This window comes from Streptomyces sp. NPDC006872 (genome assembly GCF_040635845.1).
Lineage (GTDB): Bacteria > Actinomycetota > Actinomycetes > Streptomycetales > Streptomycetaceae > Streptomyces.
Map to the genome: position 1 here is coordinate 499,607 of NZ_JBEYIL010000006.1, position 22,418 is coordinate 522,024.

19 protein-coding genes and 1 riboswitch are annotated in these 22,418 nt (G+C 71.0%); of the genes, 18 read left to right on the plus strand and 1 reads right to left on the minus strand.

What is annotated here, in order from left to right; all coding sequences use genetic code 11:
* Positions 1-69 precede the first annotated feature (69 nt).
* The 13 genes from hpnC (at position 70) to ABZ725_RS21050 (ending at position 13,769) form a co-directional block, all read left to right on the plus strand.
* Entirely contained in the window at positions 70-981 is a 912-nt protein-coding gene (gene hpnC / locus ABZ725_RS20990; protein WP_351919649.1) for a squalene synthase HpnC, read from the plus strand.
* Entirely contained in the window at positions 978-1,928 is a 951-nt protein-coding gene (gene hpnD / locus ABZ725_RS20995) for a presqualene diphosphate synthase HpnD (protein WP_358804090.1), read from the plus strand. Before hpnC ends, hpnD begins: the two co-directional genes overlap by 4 nt.
* A complete protein-coding gene (locus ABZ725_RS21000; protein WP_351919646.1) occupies positions 1,928-2,080 on the plus strand; it encodes a DUF6380 family protein in 153 nt (50 codons plus the stop codon). Before hpnD ends, ABZ725_RS21000 begins: the two co-directional genes overlap by 1 nt.
* A complete protein-coding gene (hpnE, locus tag ABZ725_RS21005) occupies positions 2,077-3,498 on the plus strand; it encodes a hydroxysqualene dehydroxylase HpnE (RefSeq protein ID WP_358804091.1) in 1,422 nt (473 codons plus the stop codon). The genes ABZ725_RS21000 and hpnE overlap by 4 nt, the downstream gene beginning before the upstream one ends.
* A gap of 74 nt (positions 3,499-3,572) precedes the next feature.
* Positions 3,573-4,637, plus strand: coding sequence for a polyprenyl synthetase family protein (locus ABZ725_RS21010; RefSeq protein ID WP_358804164.1), 1,065 nt, complete (start codon positions 3,573-3,575; stop codon positions 4,635-4,637).
* Between the two features lie 119 nt (positions 4,638-4,756).
* The gene (shc, locus tag ABZ725_RS21015) at positions 4,757-6,778 is read left to right on the plus strand and encodes a squalene--hopene cyclase (RefSeq protein WP_358804092.1); all 2,022 of its coding nucleotides are present in this window, start codon (positions 4,757-4,759) and stop codon (positions 6,776-6,778) included.
* A complete protein-coding gene (locus tag ABZ725_RS21020) occupies positions 6,778-7,419 on the plus strand; it encodes a 1-hydroxy-2-methyl-2-butenyl 4-diphosphate reductase (RefSeq protein WP_358804093.1) in 642 nt (213 codons plus the stop codon). Before shc ends, ABZ725_RS21020 begins: the two co-directional genes overlap by 1 nt.
* Before the next feature lie 5 nt (positions 7,420-7,424).
* On the plus strand, positions 7,425-8,447 hold the full coding sequence (hpnH, locus tag ABZ725_RS21025; protein WP_358804094.1) for an adenosyl-hopene transferase HpnH: 1,023 nt from the start codon (positions 7,425-7,427) through the stop codon (positions 8,445-8,447).
* A 5-nt stretch (positions 8,448-8,452) separates the two neighbouring features.
* On the plus strand, positions 8,453-9,610 hold the full coding sequence (gene ispG, locus ABZ725_RS21030) for a flavodoxin-dependent (E)-4-hydroxy-3-methylbut-2-enyl-diphosphate synthase (protein WP_358804095.1): 1,158 nt from the start codon (positions 8,453-8,455) through the stop codon (positions 9,608-9,610).
* A gap of 26 nt (positions 9,611-9,636) precedes the next feature.
* A complete protein-coding gene (gene dxs, locus ABZ725_RS21035; protein WP_358804096.1) occupies positions 9,637-11,526 on the plus strand; it encodes a 1-deoxy-D-xylulose-5-phosphate synthase in 1,890 nt (629 codons plus the stop codon).
* The gene (locus tag ABZ725_RS21040; RefSeq protein ID WP_358804097.1) at positions 11,523-12,908 is read left to right on the plus strand and encodes an aspartate aminotransferase family protein; all 1,386 of its coding nucleotides are present in this window, start codon (positions 11,523-11,525) and stop codon (positions 12,906-12,908) included. Before dxs ends, ABZ725_RS21040 begins: the two co-directional genes overlap by 4 nt.
* An 86-nt stretch (positions 12,909-12,994) precedes the next feature.
* The gene (locus tag ABZ725_RS21045; protein WP_358804098.1) at positions 12,995-13,642 is read left to right on the plus strand and encodes an XRE family transcriptional regulator; all 648 of its coding nucleotides are present in this window, start codon (positions 12,995-12,997) and stop codon (positions 13,640-13,642) included.
* A gap of 4 nt (positions 13,643-13,646) precedes the next feature.
* Positions 13,647-13,769: a DUF6126 family protein gene (locus tag ABZ725_RS21050; protein WP_358804099.1), complete on the plus strand. Its 123-nt coding sequence runs from the start codon at positions 13,647-13,649 to the stop codon at positions 13,767-13,769.
* A gap of 42 nt (positions 13,770-13,811) precedes the next feature.
* Here the strand turns inward: ABZ725_RS21050 and ABZ725_RS21055 are convergent, their stop codons facing one another.
* Positions 13,812-14,609 (minus strand): tyrosine-protein phosphatase, encoded by a 798-nt coding sequence (locus ABZ725_RS21055; RefSeq protein WP_358804100.1) that lies wholly within the window; start codon positions 14,607-14,609, stop codon positions 13,812-13,814.
* Positions 14,610-14,844: 235 nt separating this feature from the next.
* On the opposite strand from ABZ725_RS21055, the gene ABZ725_RS21060 reads away from it, so the two are divergent.
* The 5 genes from ABZ725_RS21060 to ABZ725_RS21080 all read left to right on the plus strand — a co-directional run bounded on the left by ABZ725_RS21060 (position 14,845) and on the right by ABZ725_RS21080 (position 22,338).
* Positions 14,845-16,920 (plus strand): alpha-galactosidase, encoded by a 2,076-nt coding sequence (locus tag ABZ725_RS21060; RefSeq protein ID WP_358804101.1) that lies wholly within the window; start codon positions 14,845-14,847, stop codon positions 16,918-16,920.
* A gap of 304 nt (positions 16,921-17,224) precedes the next feature.
* Positions 17,225-17,382, plus strand: a riboswitch (cyclic di-AMP (ydaO/yuaA leader).
* A gap of 4 nt (positions 17,383-17,386) precedes the next feature.
* Positions 17,387-18,385 carry a LysM peptidoglycan-binding domain-containing M23 family metallopeptidase gene (locus ABZ725_RS21065; RefSeq protein ID WP_358804102.1) on the plus strand — a complete coding sequence of 333 codons (999 nt, stop codon included), beginning with the start codon at positions 17,387-17,389 and terminating at the stop codon, positions 18,383-18,385.
* Between the two features lie 230 nt (positions 18,386-18,615).
* Positions 18,616-19,743, plus strand: a complete 1,128-nt coding sequence (locus ABZ725_RS21070) for a GDSL-type esterase/lipase family protein (RefSeq protein WP_358804103.1) — start codon at positions 18,616-18,618, stop codon at positions 19,741-19,743.
* Positions 19,740-21,647 carry a hypothetical protein gene (locus tag ABZ725_RS21075; protein WP_358804104.1) on the plus strand — a complete coding sequence of 636 codons (1,908 nt, stop codon included), beginning with the start codon at positions 19,740-19,742 and terminating at the stop codon, positions 21,645-21,647. The genes ABZ725_RS21070 and ABZ725_RS21075 overlap by 4 nt, the downstream gene beginning before the upstream one ends.
* Positions 21,631-22,338, plus strand: coding sequence for a DUF6250 domain-containing protein (locus tag ABZ725_RS21080; RefSeq protein WP_358804105.1), 708 nt, complete (start codon positions 21,631-21,633; stop codon positions 22,336-22,338). The genes ABZ725_RS21075 and ABZ725_RS21080 overlap by 17 nt, the downstream gene beginning before the upstream one ends.
* Positions 22,339-22,418 lie beyond the last annotated feature (80 nt).

Here is a 22,418-nt window from a genome sequence, read left to right on the forward strand (position 1 = left end):
GACGGCAATGGCTACGGAAACTCCCCAGCTCGACGCAGGCCGCGCCGTCCCCGCCCCGGGCGGCCGACGATGACGGCGCCGGCCGCGCCACGCACCGGCGATCCCGAACGCGGCACGCTCGACAAGGCCGCGCACGAGAACTTCCCCGTGGCCCCGTTCTTCCTGCCCAGGGCCTGGCGCGACGACCTGATGGCCGTCTACGGCTTCGCCCGGCTCGTCGACGACATCGGCGACGGCGACCTGGCCCCGGGCGGCGCCGACGCCCGGCTGCTCGGCGTGTCGGCCGCCGAGGCCGAGGACCGACTGGTCCTGCTGGACGCCTTCGAGGCCGATCTGCACCGGGTCTTCGGCGTGTTCGACGGAACCCCCCGCCACCCTCTGCTGCGTCGCCTCCAGCCGACCGTGCGCCGGCACTCGCTCACCCCCGAGCCCTTCCTCGGCCTGATCGCCGCCAACCGGCAGGACCAGCTCGTCACCCGCTACGAGACCTACGACGACCTGCTCGCCTACTGCGAACTGTCGGCCAACCCCGTCGGCCGCCTCGTCCTCGCCGTGACCGGCACCTCGACCCCCGAGCGGATCCGGCTCTCCGACGCGATCTGCACCGCACTGCAGATCGTCGAACACCTGCAGGACGTGACCGAGGACCTCGGTCAGGACCGCGTCTATCTGCCCGCCGCGGACATGAAGCGCTTCCACGTCCAGGAAGCCGATCTCGCCACGGGAACCGCGGGCGCATCGGTGCGCGCACTGGTCGCGTACGAAGCGCAACGCGCCCGCGATCTCCTGAATGAAGGTGCCCCCCTGGTGGGTAGCGTCCACGGCAGGCTGAGGCTGCTGCTCGCAGGGTTCGTGGCGGGGGGACGGGCGGCGATCCACGCGATCGCCGCCGCCGAATACGACGTACTTCCCGGCCCGCCCAAGCCCGGCAAGCTGAAGTTGCTGCGCGAGGTGGGCGTGACCCTGCGAGGAGAGGGGTGATCCGGACCGTGGAGTCGTCACCGCACGTGTCCGCACCGGTACTCGCCGCCTATGGCTACTGCGAGGCCGTCACCGGACAGCAGGCCCGTAACTTCGCGTACGGCATCAGACTGCTGCCCACGCCCAAGCGCCGTGCGATGTCGGCCCTGTACGCGCTCTCGCGCCGCGTCGACGACATCGGCGACGGCGCGCTGGACGACGACGTCAAGATCGCCAGACTCGAGGACACCCGCGCGCTGCTCACCCGGCTGCGCGCGGGCGAGGTCGAGGAGGACGACACCGACCCCGTCGCGGTCGCCCTCGCGCACACGGCCCGGGTCTTCCCGGTCCCGCTGGGCGGGCTGGACGAGCTGATCGACGGCGTGCTGATGGACGTGCGCGGCGAGACCTACGAGACCTGGGACGACCTGAAGGTGTACTGCCGCTGTGTGGCGGGCGCCATCGGGCGGCTCTCGCTCGGGGTGTTCGGCACCGAGCCGGGGGCGCGCGGCGTAGAGCGCGCGCCGGAGTACGCCGACACGCTCGGGCTCGCACTCCAGCTCACGAACATCCTCAGAGACGTCCGTGAGGACGCGGCGGGCGGCCGGACCTATCTGCCCGCCGACGACCTCGCCAAGTTCGGCTGCTCGGCCGGGTTCGACGGACCGAAGCCGCCGGAGGGCTCCGACTTCGCGGGCCTCGTCCACTTCGAGGTGCGCCGGGCCCGCACCCTGTTCGCCGAGGGCTACCGGCTGCTTCCCATGCTCGACCGGCGCAGCGGCGCCTGTGTCGCCGCCATGGCCGGCATCTACCGCCGTCTCCTCGACCGCATCGAGCGCGACCCCGAGGCGGTGCTGCGCGGCCGGGTCTCGCTGCCCGGCCGGGAGAAGGCCTACGTCGCCGTGCGCGGCCTGTCGGGGCTGGACGCCCGGCATGTGTCACGGCGGACCGTCAGGAGGCACACCTGATGGACGCGGCGGGCGACACAGTGGGCCAAGGCGATTCCACCGGCGAAAAGCGGCGCGCAACCCTCCGGTGCGGCGCGGCGTCCCTGACTGCGACGGCCTGCGGTGCAGAGTTCAAGCACCATGGCCGGCCCGCACGGGAGGGTGCACGATGAACGACGAGCAGCTCGCGGACACCGAGGGGGCGTCCGGTCCCGCAGGACGTAGCGCGGTCGTCGTCGGGGGCGGGCTCGCCGGTGTGACCGCCGCGCTCGCGCTCGCGGACGCGGGCGTACGCGTGACGCTGCTCGAAGGCCGGCCCCGGCTGGGCGGCCTGGCCTTCTCCTTCCAGCGCGGCGAACTGACCGTCGACAACGGACAGCACGTGTATCTGCGTTGCTGCACCGCCTACCGCTGGTTCCTCGACCGGATCGAGGGCGCCGCGCTGGCGCCGTTGCAGAACCGGCTCGACGTGCCCGTCGTCGACCTCGCCAAGCCCGAGGGACGGCGGCTGGGCAGACTGCGGCGCGACGCGCTGCCCGTGCCCCTGCATCTGGGGCGCAGTCTCGCCGCGTATCCGCATCTCTCCCTCGCCGAACGCGCCAGAGTGGGCCGGGCCGCGCTCGCGCTCAAAGGGCTCGACCTCGCCGATCCGGCCCTGGACGCAACCGACTTCGGCAGCTGGCTGACCGCGCACGGCCAGTCCGCACGCGCCGTGGAGGCACTGTGGGACCTGGTCGGGGTCGCCACCCTCAACGCGGTCGCGGGCGACTCCTCGCTCGCTCTCGCCGCGATGGTGTTCAAGACCGGTCTGCTGTCCGACCCGGGCGCCGCCGACATCGGCTGGGCGCATGTCCCGCTGGGTGAACTGCACGACCGGCTCGCCCGCAAGGCGCTCGACTCCGCGGGCGTGCGCACCGAGGTCCGTTCACGCGTCACCTCCATCTCTACTGACGAGAACGGGACTTGGAGCGTTCAGGTTCCCGGCGAGACGCTGCGCGCCGACACGGTCGTGCTCGCCGTGCCCCAGCGCGAGGCCTACGACCTGCTCCCCGACGGGGCGCTGGACGATGCGCGGCGACTGCTGGAGATCGGCGTCGCGCCCATCCTCAACGTCCATGTCGTCTACGACCGCAAGGTGCTCGACAAGCCCTTCTTCGCGGCCCTCGGCACCCCCGTGCAGTGGGTCTTCGACCGCACCCACGCCTCCGGGCTGCGCACCGGCCAGTACCTCGCGCTGTCCCAGTCCGCCGCACAGGACGAGATCGACACTCCCGTCGCCGAACTGCGCGAGCGCTACCTGCCCGAGCTGGAGAAGCTGCTGCCGGGCACGCGCGGCGCCGAGGTGAGGGACTTCTTCGTGACCCGGGAGCGCACGGCGACGTTCGCCCCCGCCCCCGGCGTCGGGCTTCTGCGGCCCGGCGCCCGCACCAAAGCCCCCGGCCTGTACCTGGCCGGAGCGTGGACCGCCACAGGGTGGCCCGCGACCATGGAGAGTGCGGTCCGCAGCGGCGTGAGTGCGGCCGACGCCGCGCTGAGCGCCCTCGGCCGGCCCCGACCCAGCCGACTCTTCGCATTCGAGGAGGCGGCGTGATGCTCGATCAGCACGGCTCGGCACACCCCCGCACCCCCTCCGGTACCGCAACAAGAGGAGAAACTGTGCCCACTGTGCCCCCGGCCATGCCGGCCGCTCGGAGGACGGCGGTGGACGTGACCGCGCTCCTGGAGCGCGGCCGCACCCTGGCCACACCGGTGCTGCGGGCGGCGATCGACCGTCTGGCGTCGCCCATGGACACGGTCGCCGCCTACCACTTCGGCTGGATCGACGCCCAGGGCAAGCCGACCGACGGCGACGGCGGCAAGGCGGTGCGCCCGGCGCTCGCCGTGCTCTCCGCCGAGGTCACCGGGGCCGCTCCCGAGGTCGGCATCCCCGGCGCGGTCGCCGTGGAACTGGTGCACAACTTCTCGCTCCTGCACGACGACCTGATGGACGGCGACGAGCAGCGCCGGCACCGCGACACCGTCTGGAAGGTGCACGGCCCCGCCCAGGCCATCCTGGTCGGCGACGCCCTGTTCGCCCTCGCCAACGAGATCCTCCTCGAACTCGGCACGGTGGAGGCGGGCCGCGCGACCCGGCGTCTGACCACGGCCACCCGCGCCCTGATCGACGGCCAGGCCCAGGACATCTCCTACGAGCACCGCGACCGCGTGAGCGTCGAGGAGTGCCTGGAGATGGAGGGCAACAAGACCGGCGCCCTGCTGGCCTGCGCCAGCTCCATCGGCGCCGTGCTCGGCGGCGCGGACGAGCGCACCGCCGACACGCTGGAGAAGTACGGCTACCACCTCGGCCTGGCCTTCCAGGCCGTCGACGACCTCCTCGGCATCTGGGGCGACCCGGTCGCCACCGGCAAGCAGACCTGGAGCGACCTGCGCCAGCGCAAGAAGTCCCTGCCCGTGGTGGCCGCGCTCGCGGCGGGCGGCTCCGCCTCCGAGCGGCTCGGCGAGATGCTCGCCGCGGACGCCAAGAGCAGCGACTTCGAGACCTTCTCCGAGGAGGAGTTCGCGGCCCGCGCCGCGCTGATCGAGGAGGCGGGCGGCCGTGAGTGGACCGCCGAGGAGGCACGCCGTCAGCACACCGTCGCCATCGACGCCCTGAACGCCGTCGACATGCCCGAGCAGGTGCGGGACCGGTTCACGGCGCTCGCCGACTTCGTCGTCGTACGAAAGAGATGATCACTATCGGTCGAATAGCCCTCGCGTAGTCGCCGGCCGGTGTGCGAGGAGAGACAGCACCGGCCGACGGCGGACCCACAGCAGACGCAACGACATGCACACTGCACGAAGGGGAAGCCATGACAGCGACGACCGACGGAAGCACCGGGGCACTGCCGCCCCGCGCTGCCGCGGCCAGCGAAACCGACATCACCATCCCCGTGGCGGTCGGGGTACAAGAAGCCGCCGCCCGCGCCATGCAACGCGCCACCGACTTCCTCCTCGCCCGACAGGACGCCGAGGGCTGGTGGAAGGGCGACCTCGAGACGAACGTCACCATGGACGCCGAGGACCTGCTGCTCCGCCAGTTCCTGGGCATCCGGGACGAGGCGACCACCCGGGCCACCGCCCTCTTCGTCCGCGGCGAGCAGCGCGAGGACGGCACCTGGGCCACCTTCTACGGCGGCCCGCCCGACCTCTCCGCCACCATCGAGGCGTATGTCGCCCTCCGCCTGGACGGCGACTCCCCCGACGCACCCCATATGCACAAGGCCGCCGCCTGGATCCGCGACCAGGGAGGCATCGCCGGCGCCCGGGTCTTCACCCGGATCTGGCTGGCCCTGTTCGGCTGGTGGAAGTGGGAGGACCTGCCCGAACTTCCCCCGGAACTTCTGTACTTCCCCAGGTGGTTCCCGCTCAGCATCTACAACTTCGGCTGCTGGGCGCGCCAGACGATCGTGCCGCTCACCGTCGTGTCGGCGAAGCGCCCGGTGCGCCCGGCGCCGTTCCCGCTCGACGAGCTGCACACCGACCCCGCGAACCCCAATCCGCCCAAGCCCCTTGCGCCGGTGAACAGTTGGGACGGGCTCTTCCAGCGGCTCGACAAGGTGGTGCGCGGCTACCGTTCGGTCGCGGTGCGCCGGCTGCGCAGGGCGGCCCTGAACTCCGCCGCCCGCTGGATCATCGAGCGCCAGGAGAACGACGGCTGCTGGGGCGGGATCCAGCCGCCCGCCGTGTACTCGGTGATCGCCCTGCATCTGCTCGGTTACGACCTTCAGCACCCGGTCATGCGGGCCGGGCTGGAGTCCCTCGACCGGTACGCCGTATGGCGCGAGGACGGCGCCCGGATGATCGAGGCCTGCCAGTCGCCGGTGTGGGACACCTGCCTGGCGACCATCGCGCTCGCCGACGCAGGGCTCCCCGCCGACCATCCGCAACTGGTCAAGGCCGCCGACTGGATGCTCGGTGAGCAGGTGGTGCGCCCCGGCGACTGGTCGGTGCGCCGGCCCGGACTGCCGCCCGGCGGCTGGGCGTTCGAGTTCCACAACGACAACTACCCCGACATCGACGACACCGCCGAGGTGGTGCTCGCCCTGCGCCGGGTCGAGCACCACGATCCGGAGCGGATGGAGCGGGCCATCGCGCGCGGGGTGCGCTGGAACCTCGGGATGCAGTCCAGGAACGGCGCGTGGGGCGCCTTCGACGTCGACAACACCAGCCCGTTCCCCAACCGGCTGCCGTTCTGCGACTTCGGCGAGGTCATCGACCCGCCGTCCGCCGACGTGACGGCCCATGTGGTGGAGATGCTGGCCGTCGAGGGGCTCTCGCACGACCCGCGCACCCGGCGCGGCATCGAGTGGCTGCTGGCCGAACAGGAGCCGGACGGCTCGTGGTTCGGGCGCTGGGGCGTCAACTACGTCTACGGCACCGGCTCGGTGGTGCCGGCCCTCGTCGCGGCCGGCCTGCCCGCCCGGCACCCCGCGATCAGGGCGGCGGTCGGCTGGCTGGAGCGGGTGCAGAACGACGACGGCGGCTGGGGCGAGGACCTGCGCTCCTACCAGGACGGCGCCCGCTTCAGCGCCCGCGGCGCCTCGACGGCATCCCAGACGGCATGGGCGCTCATGGCGCTGCTGGCGGCCGGGGAGCAGGACTCCAAGACCGTCGAGCGGGGCATCGCATGGCTGGCGCAGACCCAGCGGGAGGACGGCTCCTGGGACGAGCCCTACTTCACCGGCACCGGCTTCCCGTGGGACTTCTCGATCAACTACCACCTCTACCGGCAGGTCTTCCCGCTGACCGCGCTCGGCCGGTACGTGCACGGGGAGCCGTTCAGCAAGAAGCTCGCATCGCACGCGGCGTCCGCCGAGGCCAAGGGGAGCTGATGAGCACACAGCCCGTCCCGGCCCCGCTGCTGATCGCCTGCGCGCTCGGCATCGAGCAGCTCGCCCTGCGCATGGGCGACCGGAGCGGGGCGGACGGGCCGGTCACCGTCCTGCGGACGGGCATGGGACCGAGGGCGGCGGAGCGCTCCGTCACCGCAGTCCTGACCGACCCGGTGCTGGCCGGCGCGGCCGTGCTGGCCACCGGGTTCTGCGCCGGGCTCGCCCCCGGTATGCACCCCGGCGACCTGGTCGTCGCCGAGGAGACCCGCGACCCGCGCGGCAGTGTCCCCTGCGTCGGCACCGAACTGCTCGTCAAGGAGCTCGTGCGCACCCTGCCCGGACGGACCGTCCACACCGGGCCCCTCACCGGCTCCGACCACGTCGTGCGCGGCGCCGAGCGGGCGGACCTGCTCGCGACCGGCGCGATCGCGGTCGACATGGAGTCGGCGGCCACGCTCCTGAGCGCCGTGCGCACCGAACTGCGCCCGGTTGCGGCCGTCCGGGTGGTCGTGGACGCTCCAGAACATGAACTCGTCCGGATCGGCACGGTGCGCGGTGGAATATCGGCTTTCCGTGTTCTTCGTTCCGTCCTACCTGCTTTTTTCGAATGGCACCGTAATGTTCTGCTCCCCCGGAGGTGAGCCACATGGCCATGCCGCTGCGCCAGTCCATCAAGGTCGCTACATACCTGGCCGAACAGAAGCTCCGCAAGAGGGACAAGTTCCCGCTCATCGTCGAGCTGGAACCCCTCTTCGCCTGCAACCTCAAGTGCGAGGGCTGCGGCAAGATCCAGCACCCGGCCGGGGTGCTCAAGCAGCGCATGCCGGTCGCCCAGGCCGTGGGCGCGGTGCTGGAGTCCGGTGCGCCGATGGTGTCCATCGCGGGCGGTGAGCCCCTGATGCACCCTCAGATCGACGAGATCGTCCGGCAGCTGGTGGCGAAGAGGAAGTACGTCTTCCTCTGCACCAACGCCATGCTGCTGCGCAAGAAGATGGAGAAGTTCACGCCGTCCCCCTACTTCGCCTTCGCCGTGCACATCGACGGGCTGCGCGAGCGGCACGACGAGTCGGTGGCCAAGGAGGGCGTGTTCGACGAGGCCGTGGCGGCGATCAAGGAGGCCAAGCAGCGCGGCTTCCGGGTGACCACCAACTCGACCTTCTTCAACACCGACACCCCGCAGACCATCATCGAGGTGCTCAACTTCCTCAACGACGACCTCAAGGTCGACGAGATGATGATCTCGCCCGCCTACGCCTACGAGAAGGCGCCCGACCAGGAGCACTTCCTGGGCGTGGAGCAGACCCGCGAGCTGTTCAAGAAGGCCTTCGCGGGCGGCAACCGCAGCAAGTGGCGGCTCAACCACTCCCCGCTCTTCCTGGACTTCCTGGAGGGCAAGGTCGACTTCCCGTGCACCGCGTGGGCGATCCCGAACTACTCGCTCTTCGGCTGGCAGCGGCCCTGCTACCTGATGAGCGACGGGTACGTGCCGACGTACCGGGAGCTGATCGAGGAGACCGACTGGGACAAGTACGGCCGCGGCAAGGACCCGCGCTGCGCCAACTGCATGGCGCACTGCGGCTACGAGCCCACCGCCGTCCTCGCCACCATGGGCTCCCTCAAGGAGTCCCTGCGGGCCCTGCGGGAGACCGTCAACGGAAACCGGGAGTGACGGCCGTGACCGCAGTCTCCCTGGGCGTCCCCGGGATGCCGCTGCGGCCGGTGGCGTCGCGACGTGAGTCGCGGCGCATCCAGGTCGGTCGGGTGGCGGTCGGGGGCGGGGCCCCGGTGTCGGTGCAGTCGATGACGACGACGCGTACGTCGGACATCGGCGCCACCCTGCAGCAGATCGCGGAACTCACCGCCGCCGGCTGCCAGATCGTCCGCGTCGCCTGTCCCACCCAGGACGACGCGGACGCCCTCGCGACCATCGCCCGCAAGTCGCAGATCCCGGTGATCGCCGACATCCACTTCCAGCCCAAGTACGTGTTCGCGGCGATCGAGGCGGGCTGCGCGGCCGTCCGCGTGAATCCGGGCAACATCAAGCAGTTCGACGACAAGGTGCGGGAGATCGCCCGTGCCGCGAAGGACCGCGGCACCCCGATCCGGATCGGGGTGAACGCGGGCTCGCTGGACCGGCGGCTGCTGCAGAAGTACGGCAGGGCGACGCCGGAAGCCCTGGTGGAGAGCGCGCTGTGGGAGGCGTCGCTCTTCGAGGAGCACGGCTTTCGCGACATCAAGATCTCCGTCAAGCACAACGACCCGGTCGTGATGATCGAGGCCTACCGACAGCTCGCCGCCCAGTGCGACTACCCGCTGCACCTGGGCGTCACGGAGGCCGGCCCCGCGTTCCAGGGCACGATCAAGTCGGCGGTGGCCTTCGGCGCGCTGCTCTCGCAGGGCATCGGGGACACGATCCGGGTGTCGCTGTCCGCACCGCCGGCCGAGGAGGTCAAGGTCGGCATCCAGATCCTGCAGTCCCTGAACCTCAAGGAACGGCGGCTGGAGATCGTCTCCTGTCCGTCGTGCGGGCGGGCCCAGGTGGACGTCTACAAGCTGGCCGACGAGGTCACGGCCGGCCTGGAAGGCATGGAGGTCCCGTTGCGGGTCGCCGTCATGGGGTGTGTGGTCAACGGCCCCGGCGAGGCGCGCGAGGCGGATCTGGGGGTCGCCTCCGGCAACGGCAAGGGGCAGATCTTCGTGAAGGGCGAGGTCGTCAAGACCGTCCCGGAGTCGAAGATCGTGGAGACCCTGGTCGAGGAGGCGATGAAGATCGCCGAGCAGATGGAGCAGGACGGCGTCGCGGCGGGGGAGCCGGCCGTCACCGTGAGTTGAACAGCACGGACCTAAGGGGGCCCGACGTGACGATCCTGGAGAACATCCGGCAACCACGCGACCTGAAGGCGCTGTCCGAGCCGGAGCTCGGCGAACTGTCCGAAGAGATAAGGGAGTTCCTGGTGCACGCGGTCGCCAGGACCGGCGGGCATCTGGGGCCCAACCTGGGCGTGGTGGAACTGAGCATCGCCCTCCACCGGGTCTTCGAGTCGCCCGTCGACCGCATCCTGTGGGACACCGGCCACCAGAGCTATGTGCACAAGCTTCTGACGGGACGTCAGGACTTCTCCAAGCTGCGCGGCAAGGGCGGCCTGTCCGGCTACCCCTCCCGCGAGGAGTCCGAGCACGACGTCATCGAGAACAGCCACGCCTCCACCGCGCTCGGCTGGGCCGACGGCCTCGCCAAGGCCCGCCAGGTGCTGGGCGAGAAGGGCCATGTGGTCGCCGTCATCGGCGACGGCGCGCTGACCGGCGGCATGGCCTGGGAGGCGCTGAACAACATCGCGGCCGCCAAGGACCGGCCGCTGATCATCGTCGTCAACGACAACGAGCGCTCCTACGCGCCGACCATCGGCGGGCTCGCCAACCACCTGGCCACCCTGCGCACGACCGACGGCTACGAGAAGGTGCTGGCCTGGGGGAAGGACGTACTGCTGCGCACCCCGGTCGTCGGTCACACCGTGTACGAATCCCTGCACGGGGCGAAGAAGGGCTTCAAGGACGCGTTCGCCCCGCAGGGCATGTTCGAGGACCTCGGCCTGAAGTACGTCGGTCCGATCGACGGACACGACGTCAAGGCCGTGGAGTCCGCGCTGCGCCGGGCCAAGCGCTTCCACGGGCCGGTGCTGGTGCACTGCCTGACCGAGAAGGGGCGCGGCTACGAGCCCGCTCTCGCGCACGAGGAGGACCACTTCCACACCGTCGGCGCGATGGACCCCCTCACCTGCGCGCCGCTCACCCCGGCCGGCGGACCGTCCTGGACGTCCGTCTTCGGCGACGAGATCGTGGCGATCGGCGAGGAACGCGACGACGTCGTGGCGATCACCGCGGCGATGCTGCACCCGGTGGGGCTCGCAGGGTTCGCCGAACGCTTCCCGGACCGCGTGTGGGACGTCGGCATAGCCGAGCAGCACGCGGCCGTCAGCGCGGCGGGACTGGCGACCGGCGGCCTGCACCCGGTCGTCGCCGTCTACGCCACGTTCCTCAACCGCGCCTTCGACCAGCTGCTGATGGACGTGGCCCTGCACCGCTGCGGGGTCACGTTCGTGCTGGACCGGGCCGGGGTCACCGGCGTCGACGGCGCGTCCCACAACGGCATGTGGGACATGTCCGTCCTCCAGGTCGTGCCGGGGCTCAGGATCGCCGCCCCACGCGACGCCGAGCAGCTGCGCGCCCAACTGCGGGAGGCGGTCGCGGTGGACGACGCGCCGACCCTGGTCCGCTTCCCGAAGGAGTCGGTCGGACCGGAGGTGCCGGCCGTCGGCCGGGTCGGCGGCATGGACGTGCTGCACCGGGGAGAGCGGGCGGACGTGCTCCTGGTGGCCGTCGGCGTGATGGCGCCGGTGTGTCTGCAGGCCGCCGAGCTGCTGGCCGCCCGGGGCGTCGGCTGCACGGTGGTCGACCCCCGGTGGGTCAAACCCGTCGACCCTGCCCTGCCCGGCCTCGCCGCCGAGCACACCCTGGTGGCCGTGGTCGAGGACAACAGCCGTGCCGCCGGCGTCGGATCGGCGGTCGCGCTGGCCCTGGGCGACGCCGAAGTCGACGTGCCCGTACGGCGGTTCGGGATCCCGGAGCAGTTCCTCGCGCACGCCAAGCGCGCCGAGGTGCTCGCCGACATCGGTCTCACGCCCGTCGAGATCGCCGGCCGGATCGGCGCGAGCCTGGCCGTCAAGGACGTCAAGGAGAAAGCGGAATGACCACGGAGTTCGACCTCGGCGCCCTCCTCGCCGAGCGCGGAGCCGAGCGCTACGAACTGCACGGCAGGTACCTGAACCACCAACTGCCGCGCATGCTGCACACCATCGGCTTCGACAAGGTCTACGAACGCGGCGAGGGCGCCTACTTCTGGGACGCGGACGGCGACGACTACCTGGACATGCTCGCCGGGTTCGGGGTGATGGGCCTGGGCCGCCACCACCCCGTGGTCCGCAAGGCGCTGCACGACGTCCTCGACGCCTCTCTCGCCGACCTCACCCGCTTCGACTGCCAGCCGCTGCCCGGGCTGCTGGCCGAGAAGCTGCTCGCGCACAGCCCGCACCTCGACCGGGTGTTCTTCGGCAACAGCGGCACCGAGGCCGTGGAGACCGCGCTGAAGTTCGCCCGGTACGCCACCGGCAGACCGAGGGTCCTGTACTGCGACCACGCCTTCCACGGGCTCACCACGGGCTCGCTGTCGGTCAACGGCGAGTCCGGCTTCCGGGACGGATTCGCGCCCCTGCTGCCCGACACGGCCGTCCCCCTCGGCGATCTCGACGCCCTGGCCCGGGAGTTGAAGAAGGGGGACGTCGCCGCCCTGATCGTCGAGCCGATCCAGGGCAAGGGAGTGCTGGAGGCGCCGCCCGGCTATCTGCGGGCCGCGCAGGAACTGCTGCACCGGCACAAGGCGCTGCTCGTCGTCGACGAGGTCCAGACCGGGCTCGGCCGCACCGGTGACTTCTACGCCTACCAGCACGAGGACGGCGTCGAACCGGACCTGGTGTGCGTGGCCAAGGCGCTGTCCGGCGGTTATGTGCCGGTCGGGGCCACCCTCGGCAAGGACTGGATCTTCAAGAAGGTCTACTCGTCGATGGACCGGGTGCTGGTGCACTCGGCGAGCTTCGGCTCCAACGCCCAGGCCATGGCGGCGGGGCTCGCCGTGCTGTCCGTCATGGAGAACGAGCAGATCGTCGCGAACGCCCGCGCCACCGGCGAACTGCTCAAGTCCCGGCTCGCCGCCCTGATCGACAAGTACGAGCTGCTGGCCGACGTCCGCGGCCGGGGCCTGATGATCGGCATCGAGTTCGGCAGGCCCGGGTCGCTGAAGCTGCGCAGCCGCTGGACCATGCTTCAGGCGGCGCGCAAGGGACTGTTCGCGCAGATGGTGGTCGTCCCGCTGCTGCAACGGCACCGGATCCTCACCCAGGTCTCCGGCGACCACCTGGAGGTGATCAAGCTGATCCCGCCGCTGATCATCGGCGAGCGGGAGGTGGACCGGTTCGTCGACGCCTTCACGGCCGTGATGGACGACGCGCACAGCGGCGGCGGCCTGATGTGGGACTTCAGCAAGACGCTGGTCAAGCAGGCGGTCGCCAACCGCTGAATCCGCCGGTCCTCGGCCCGGCCCGGGTTTTTTGCCTCTGGGGCAAGAAATTTGCCCCAGAGGCAAGTCGGGCGTGGAATGGGGGCATGAGCTCGTCCGAGTCCGGGACCGAGCCCTCGACCCCGCAGGCCCAGCAGGCCCCGCCGGTCGAGGCTCTTCCCGTCGTCGCCCCCCAGTTGCGCGCCCTGCGCCGCCGGGCCGCCCTCACCCTGGAGGCCGCGGCCGCCGTCGCCGGGCTGTCGCCCGCCCACCTCTCCCGGCTGGAGACCGGGCAGCGGCAGCCCTCGCTGCCGATGCTGCTCGCGCTCGCCCGTATCTACGGTACGACCGTCTCGGAGCTGCTCGGCGAGACGGTCGCCGACCGGGACGCAATCGTGCGCGCCGCCGACATGGAGCCGACCCACGCGGGCGGCTGGACGTACTGGCAGGCCGGCGCCTCCGGGCGCGGGATGCAGGCCCTGCGCGTCCACGTCCCGTACGGCTCCCAGGGCGACATCGTGCGCGTGCATCCCGGGGAGGAGTGGCTGCACGTCCTGCGCGGGCGGCTGCGGCTGCGCCTCGGCGACACCACCGACCTGCTGGAGCCCGGGGACAGCGCGCACTTCGACTCGCTGACCCCGCACCGCCTCGCCGCGCAGGACGCCGACGGGGTCGAGCTCCTCTTCGTGCACACCCTGCTGCAGAGCCCCACGGCCACGCTGTGCCTGGGGCCCGACCCCTCTAGGACGGAGTGACGTCATGAGCAACCTCGAGGAGAAGATCCCGCGCGGCATCTGGATCCGGCTGATCATCTACATCGCGGTCGGACACGCCTTCGCGGCGTTCCTCTGGCTGCTGTTCGAGGCGGGTGCCAACCAGTAGGCCGACCAGTAGACCGACAGGTCGGTCGGCCGGCGGGCCGGCTCAGTCGAGCAGTCGCTCCCGCAGCCGCTCGCGGGTCTCGGGGGCGAGCCCGAGGCCCTGCTCCAGGTAGGCGTCGACACTGCCCCAGGTCTCCTCCATGGTCTCGAACGCCGCCGTGAGGTACTCCGCGCGGGCGTCGAAGAGGGGGCTGAGCAGTTCCATGACCTCGGGGGAGTAGGCCTCGTCCGAGCCGGAGCTGCGCCGCACCTTGTAGCGGCGGTGCTTGGCGTTGGACTCCAGGTAGTCGGCGACGATCGCCTCGCGCTCCACGCCCAGGGCGAGCAGTGTCACCGCGATGGACAGACCCGCGCGGTCCTTGCCCGCCGCGCAGTGCATCAGGGCCGGGACGCTGTCCTCGGCGAGCGAGTGCAGCACGCGCGCGTGCTCGGCCGTGCGGTCCTGGACGATACGGCGGTAGGAGGCGATCATCCGGCCCGCGGCCTTGCCGTCGCCGAGGATCTCGCGCAGCTGGTCGAGGTGGCCGTCCCGGACCATCTTCCAGAACTCGGAGCCGTCCGCCGGGTCCGACAGCGGCAGGTTCACATTGCGCACGCCCGGCAGCTCGACGTCCGGGCCCTCCAGCTTCTGGTCCGCGGCGTTGCGGAAGTCGAAGATCGTGTGCAGGCCCAGGTCGGAGAGGAACGCGGCGTCCTCGTCGGTCGCGTGCGCGAGGTGGCCGCTGCGGAACAGCACGCCGTGTCGCACGCGCCGGCCGTCGACGGTCGGCAGACCGCCCACGTCCCGGAAGTTGCGCACGCCTGCCAGCTCGGGCTCGGTCGACGGGATCTGCTGCGTCACGGGTGCCCCTTCCTGTCGGTCTCCGTCGGCGCGGCTCGTGGTGGCCGACGGGACACCTCCTAGGACGATACGACATGGATTCCCCGGGCAACGGGTTGTCCACAGGCCCGCCGGCCGGACGTCCGCCCAGGTGAAGACTTGTCCGGGGACTCGGCGGTCGAGAGTTGCCCGAGGGGCCGACCGCAATCGATGATGTTGGTGCTTGATCGCACCTGTTCGAATTAGTGGGGGTTTGATGCCCGAGATCGCCGACAACGGCCGTACCTGGCTCCTTTCGGGGCCGACGAGCAGCTACGCCCTCCATCTCACCGAGGCCGATGAGCTGATCCACCTGCACTGGGGTCCGGGCATCGCGCTCGCGGACGCCGAGGCGCTCGCCCAGCTGCCGCCGTCGGAGCGCGGGGCGTCCTTCGAGTCCCCGCTCGACGGCCGCGAGGAGTACCCGGTCGAGGGCGGCCCCCGCTTCGTGCGGCCCGCCCTGTCCGTGCGCACCGACGAGCGACGCGGCACCGAGTGGACCTTCGAGGCCCACGAGAGCGACGGCGACGAGCTCAGGCTGCGCTTCCGGGACGCCGGGCTCACCGTCACCCTGCACTACCGGATGCGCGGCGACGTCGTCGAGCGCTGGACGACCCTGCGCAACGACGGCGAGCGGCCGCAGGAGCTGCTGCGCGCCGACTCCGCCGTCTGGACCCTGCCCGAGCGCGAGGACTGGCGGCTGTCGCAGCTGCACGGCCGCTGGGCCGCCGAGTCGCGGCTCACGCGCTCCCCCCTCACCTACGGTGAGAAGGTCATCGGCAGCCGCCGCGGCCACACCGGCCACCAGCACCTGCCCTGGGTCGCCCTGGACACCGACGCGACCGAGGAGCGCGGCGAGGTCTACGGCTGCGCCCTCGGCTGGTCGGGCTCCTGGCGGATCGCCGTCGCGCAACTCCCCGACGCGCGCGTGCAGATCACCGGCGGCGCCGGGTACGACGACTCGGGCCTGCTGCGGTTGGAGAACGGCGAGTCCTTCACCACACCCGTCTTCGCCGGCCTGTGGAGCGACGCGGGCTTCGGCGGCGCGAGCCGCGCCTGGCACGCCTACCAGCGCGCGTACGTCGTCCCGGACGCCGAGCAGGACCGGCCGGTGCTGTTCAACTCCTGGGAGGCCACCTACTTCGACATCTCCGAGGAACAGCAGGCGACCCTGGCCCGGCGCGCCGCGGCGATCGGCGTCGAGCTGTTCGTCGTCGACGACGGCTGGTTCGGCAAGCGCACCGGCGACCACGCCGGGCTCGGCGACTGGCGGCCCAACCCCGACCGCTTCCCGAACGGCCTGAAGCCCCTCGCGGACTACGTGCACGCCCTCGGCATGCAGTTCGGCATCTGGGTCGAGCCCGAGATGGTCAACCCCGACAGCGAGCTGTACCGGGCCCACCCCGACTGGGTGCAGTTCCAACCGGGACGAAAGCGGACGGAGTTCCGCAATCAGCTCGTACTCAACCTCGCGCGTGAGGACGTCCAGGAGTATCTCTGGGAGCAGCTCCACGGGCTTCTCTCCAGCGCACCCGTCGACTACGTCAAGTGGGACTTCAACCGCTGCTTCACCGACGCGGGCTGGCCGGACGACCCCTACCCGCAGCGTCTCTGGGTCGACCATGTGCGAGCCCTGTACGGCCTCCTGGACCGACTGCGGGCCGCCCACCCGGGCGTCGCCTTCGAGTCCTGCTCGGGCGGCGGCGGACGTATCGACCTCGGGATCATGGGCCGTACCGACCAGGTGTGGACCTCCGACAACACCGACCCGCTCGACCGGCTCGACATCCAGCACGGCTTCAGCCAGATCCACCCCGCCCGGGTCATGGCCGCGTGGGTCACCGACAGTCCCAACACCCAGCTCAACGGCCGGGTGAGCTCGCTGCGCTTCCGGTTCGTCAGCGCCATGGCCGGTGTGCTCGGCGTCGGCGGCGATCTCTCGGAGTGGAGCGAGGGGGAGCTCGCCGAGGCGCGGGAGTGGGTGGACCTCTACAAGGAGATCCGGCCTCTTGTGCAGCACGGCGACCTCTACCGGCTGCGTCCCCCGGCGGGCGGTCTGAGCGCCGTCCAGTACGTGCGCGGAGACGAGAGCGTCGTCCTCGCCTGGCTCCAGGCCCAGCGGTTCGGGGAGCCCGTGCCGGCGCTCCGGCTGCGCGGACTCGACCCGACACAGTCGTATGAATGCCGTGAAACGGGCGAAGTTCACCGGGGTGCGGTGCTGCTGCATCACGGGCTGCGCACCGAACTGAAGGGCGACCTTGATGCGACGGTTATCCGGCTCCGTCGCATCTGAGCTTTCTGTCCGAATTGGATCCTTAATTCCAACTCGCTCTGGAATAAAGGATCCTGGAGGGCTGTCACGTGAGCAGCGTCATATCCGTGACCGTGCGTCGTACGTCATGTTCACGTAATTCATGCGCTTTTCAAGGGTATTCGGCGAATGGCGGGTGTTTGGATTCACGGAGCGTGACCGGGAATTCTCACAGCAGATCAAGAGAAATGCATTAACCGTGCAACCTCTGCTTGTCCCCGTGCGTCTGGGTCGCTTACGTTCCACACCAATCCGGACGGATGCCTAATCCTGCCGCCGCCCGGAGTCCGCACACCCACCCGTCCACGGCAGGAGCGGGGGACCCACAGGCACAACCGCCTGTTCCGGTCCCGGAACAGGCTTGGGGTAAAGCCGCGCCTCGGCGCGGCCGGGCATCTCCAGCTCGCACCCGACAGCTCACCTCGCAGGCGCCGGAGAGGAATTCGCCATGCCCGCGAAGGGTAAGCACCGCCGTCCGAAGACCCAGCGCTTCACTCGTTCGATAGCCGTCGCCGGAACCGGCGGCGCAGCGCTCGCCCTTCCGCTCATGGGTGCCGCCGGCGCCCATGCGGCCCCCGCTCAGTCCGTTTCCCAGTCCGTTTCGCAGGCCGCGTCCCAGTCGGTCGCGCAGACGGTTTCGGAAAGCGCCGTGCAGGCCGCTCCGGTGACCCGGAAGACCGCCGCCGCGAAGACCTACACCGTGCGGTCCGGGGACTACCTCTCGAAGATCGCGGACGACCAGGACGTCAGCGGCGGCTGGCAGAAGCTGTACCAGGACAACCGTGCGGCCGTCGGCGACAACCCCTCGCTGATCCACCCCGGCCTCAAGCTGTCGATCGGCAAGCAGGCCGCGACCGGCACCACCGGGTCGTCCGGTTCGTCCTCCTCGGCCTCCTCTTCGGGGAGCTCGTCCTCGAAGTCCTCGAAGTCGGCGAAGTCCTCCGACTCGAAGGCATCCGACTCGAAGTCCTCCACCTCGTCCTCTGCCTCGTCCTCGAAGACGACCACGCAGGCCGCCGAGAGCAGCACCGGCGCCTCCAGCGGTTACCAGCTCCCCGTGGCCGGCGCCTCCGTCGGCACCGCGTACCACGTGGCCGGCAGCATGTGGTCCAGCGGCTACCACACCGGTGTCGACTTCGTCGTGCCGACCGGCACCTCCCTCAAGGCCGTGGGCGCGGGCACCGTCGTCTCCGCGGGCTGGGGCGGCGCGTACGGCAACCAGGTCGTCATCAAGCTCGCCGACGGCTACTACGCCCAGTACGCCCACCTGTCCCAGCTGTCGGTCTCGGCCGGCCAGACCGTGACCCTGGGTCAGCAGGTCGGCCTCTCCGGCGCGACCGGCAACGTGACCGGCCCGCACCTGCACTTCGAGATCCGCACCACGCCGGACTACGGCTCGGACGTGGACCCGATCGCCTACCTCCGCTCGCACGGAGTCTCCGTCTAGCACCCGCGGACGACCCACCGCCTGACACGCAGTCGAAGGCCGGACCCCGATCCCCGGGTCCGGCCTTCGGCGTGTCGGCGTCGTTTTCTTGATCGTTTCATTGCCGCCGTGTGGCGTGTCTATGGCAGCCGCATGGCATCCCTTTTCGCCCTGTCGACAGCCGGGCCAGAGTGGGGACACAGTGATCTCCGTCAGGGAGCAAGCGCTTTCCATCGCTCTTCGGAGGTCCCGTGTCCGGCGTCGTCCACCGCTGCACCGCCGTCGTCAAGTGCGCCGCGACCGCGGCGGTCGTGGCGCTTCTGGTGGCCGGGGCCGCTCCGCCCGCGTCCGCGTGCACCTCGGCCGTCGGTGCTGGTGCTGGTGCCGGTGCCGGTGCCGGTGCTGGTGTCGCGAGCGTCGTCCGCCCCGACGACCGGCGGCTCGTCTACGAGGGCCACTGGGGGCGTACCGCCGAGGCCGCCGTCACCGTCAACTCCGGTTCGCGGCTGCGGTTCCGGTTCGTCGGGAGCGCCGTCCAGGCCCTGTTCGACGTCTCGTCGGTCACCGTGCCCGCGCAGATCTACGTCTCCGTCGACGGCGGGCCCAAGCGGCTGTACGCCGTCGACCGCGGCGACCTCCGGATCACGGCGACCGGGCGGGGCCCGCACACGGCCGAGCTGTCCGTGAAGGACGTCTCCGCACGGGTGAACCGGTGGACGCCGCCGCTGGAGTCGGGCGTCGCGCTGACCGGAATCCGAGGCCGCCTGCTGGAGCAACGTGCCCTGAGGGCCCCGGAGTCGGTCTTCTACGGCGACTCCGTCACCCAGGGCGTACTGGCGCTCTGCGCGGTCAACACCTCCGACTGCGCCGACGGGACGGCCGCCTACCCCACCCTGGTCGCCGACGCCCTGCACGCCTCGCTCACCCAGGTCGGTTTCGGCCGCCAGGGCGTGATCCGGACCGGCAACGGGGGAGTGCCGGCCGCCGGTGACGCGTACGCCTGGAACTACGCGGGCTCCCCGGCCCGGCCGGACCGCGACGTCGATGTGATCGTCGTCAACCAGGGCACCAACGACACCGCGTTCGGCTCGGCCGAGTTCCGCACCGCCTACCGCGCCTACCTCGAACGTCTGCGGGCGGCCGCGCCGCACGCCCGCATCCTCGCGCTGCGCCCCTTCGGCGGGGCGCACGCCGCGGACATCGCCGACGTCGTCGCCGAACTCGCCGACCGGCGCACGGAGTTCGTCGACACCGCCGACTGGCTCTCGGCCGCGGACGGCGACTTCCAGGACACCGTCCACCCGAACGTCCAGGGCCACCGCAAGGCGGCCGACCGCCTGATCCCCCTCATCGGAAAGCTCGTGAAGGAGCACCAGTGAACGCCATCCGCCGCCGAAGAACCGTCGCCGTCTCCACCGTCTGCGCCGCCTTGCTGGCCGGGCTCTGCTCCGCGCCCGCCGGACACGCCGCCGCCGACGTCCCGCGTCGGATCGTCGAGGACCTCGACCGCGGCCTGGTCGCCGTGCCGTCCGGGCAGGGGACGTTCCTCAGCTGGCGGCTCCTCGGCACCGAGTACGCGAGGTACGGAGACGCCATCGCCTTCGACGTGTACAAGAACGGGCGCAGGCTGAACCGGCAGCCGATCAGGAAGTCGACCACCTACCAGGACGACACGGCCGGCACGGGCACGTACACCGTGCGAGCGGTCGTCGACGGGCGCTCCCGGAAGGCGAGTTCGCCCGCGCTCGACCTCGCCGACGGTTACGCCGAGATCCCGCTCGCCGCCGCCGACGGCTACACCGTGCAGCACGCCTGGCCGGGCGACCTCGACGGCGACGGGCGCTACGAGCTCGTCGTCAGCCGCCTCTCCGGGACACGGGACCGGCCCGACCTGCTGGAGGCGTACACGCTCACCGGCGAGCGGCTGTGGCGGGTCGATCTCGGCCCCGGCTCCTACACCCAGGTCGGCGGGAACGGCGCCAACGACCCGGCGCCCGCCGCGATCAGCGGTTCCACCGCCATAGGCGGTTACCGCAACGACGACAACGTCACCGTCTACGACCTGGACGGCGACGGCCGGGCGGAGGTGCTGGCGCACACCGCCGCCGGGACCGTCTTCGCCGACGGCGCCCAGGTCACCGCCGCCTCGCCCGCCGACCAGTTCGTGTCGGTGATCGACGGAGCGACCGGCGCCGAGCGCACCCGGCAGCCCGTCCCCGACGACTTCGTCGCCGACGGCCCGTCCGGCGGTCACTTCGGCATCGCCTACCTCGACGGCGAACACCCCAGCCTGGTCACCAAGTTGGTGACCAGGGTCGGCGCCAAGCGAGGCTCGTTCCGGGTGCTGTTCCAGACCTGGGACTTCAACGGCGCCGACCTGACCCGGCGTTGGAAGTACGTCGTGGACCCGACGAGCGGCGCGAGCAGCTTCCACCAGATCCGTACCGTCGACGTCGACGGGGACGGCAAGGACGAGATCGCCGACGGCAACTACGTGGTGAACAGCGACGGCACCCTGCGCTACGTCGTCGACCGGGCCATCCACGGCGACCGCTTCGACATCGCCGACCTCGACCCCGACCGGCCCGGTCTGGAGGGCTTCGCCATCCAGCAGTCGGAGTTGGGCATCGTGTCCGCGTTCCCCTGGTACTACTACGACGCCGACACCGGCGAGCGCCTGGTGACCGGCTCCCACCCGGCGGACCCGGTGAGCGACGCCGACCTGGACACCGGGCGCGGCAACGCGGCCGACATCGACCCGAACCACCGTGGCTACGAGTACTGGACGTCCACCGCCGACGTGACCCGGCCCGGCGCGGGGGTCTTCAACGTCCGGGACGGCAAGGTCTCCACGACCACGCCCAGCGTCAACTTCCGTATCTGGTGGGACGGTGACAAGGCGTCAGAACTGCTCGACTTCACCCGGGTCCAGAAGTGGGACCCGGCGACCGAGACCAGTGCGACGCTCTTCGACCCGTCCGGCGTGGTCTCCGGCGCCCGCAACGCCACCCCCTTCTACGGCGATCTCCTCGGCGACTGGCGCGAGGAGATCCTCGCCGAGACCGCCGACCACACCGCCCTGCGCCTGTACACCTCCACCGAGCCGACGGCCACCCGCGTCTACACCCTCGCCCAGAACCCCGCGTACCGCCTGGGCTGGACCGTGCGCGGCTACCTCCAGTCCATCTACCCCGACTACTACCTCGGCACCGAGACCCGCCGTGTCCCCAGGCCCGCCATCACCCACCCCGAAGGAGCAGACCGACGTGACGACCACGCGTAGAGCATTCGGAGCCCTCGCCGCCGGCGCCGCCCTGGCCGCCCTCGCGCCCGCCGCCACCGCGAACGCCACGCCCCGCCACCGCCGTCTCCTGGCGCACGACGACTTCCGGCACGGGCTGCGCCAGTGGGCCGTGGAACTGGAGAAGGGCGGCACCGTCACCGCCTCCCGCGGGACCCTGGAGGTCGACGTGCCCGCCGGTGCGACGATCTGGTTCAAGCGGCCGTTCGCCGGGCCGTACGTCCTCGAATACGTCGCCACGCCCGTCTCCGCGGGCGGGGTCAACGACCGTGTCTCCGACCTCAACAACTTCTGGAACGCCGTCGACGTCCGCTCCCCGCAGGACCTCTTCGCCACCCCGCGCGGCGGCGCCCTCGCCGAGTACGACCATCTCAAGACGTATTACGTCGGCTACGGCGCCAACACCAACACCACGACCCGGCTGCGCCGCTATGTAGGCGAGGCGGGGGTGCGTCCGCTGATCTACGACTACACCGAGCCGCTGCTCGCCGCGAACGAGCCGCACCATGTCCGCATCGTCTCCGACGGTTCGGCCGTCCGCTGGTGGAACAACGGGCGGCTGGTGTTCGACTACACCGACCCCGAGCCGTACACGAGCGGGCACTTCGCCTTCCGCACCACCTGGAGTCACTTCCGGATCAAGAACTTCCGGGTCTGGTCCCTTATTCCCTGATTGGCAAATTCTTTAAGAGTGTCTTATCTCACCGTTCGTCAACCCCTTCCTACGATCGCGTAGGTCACATTCAAGGGTGA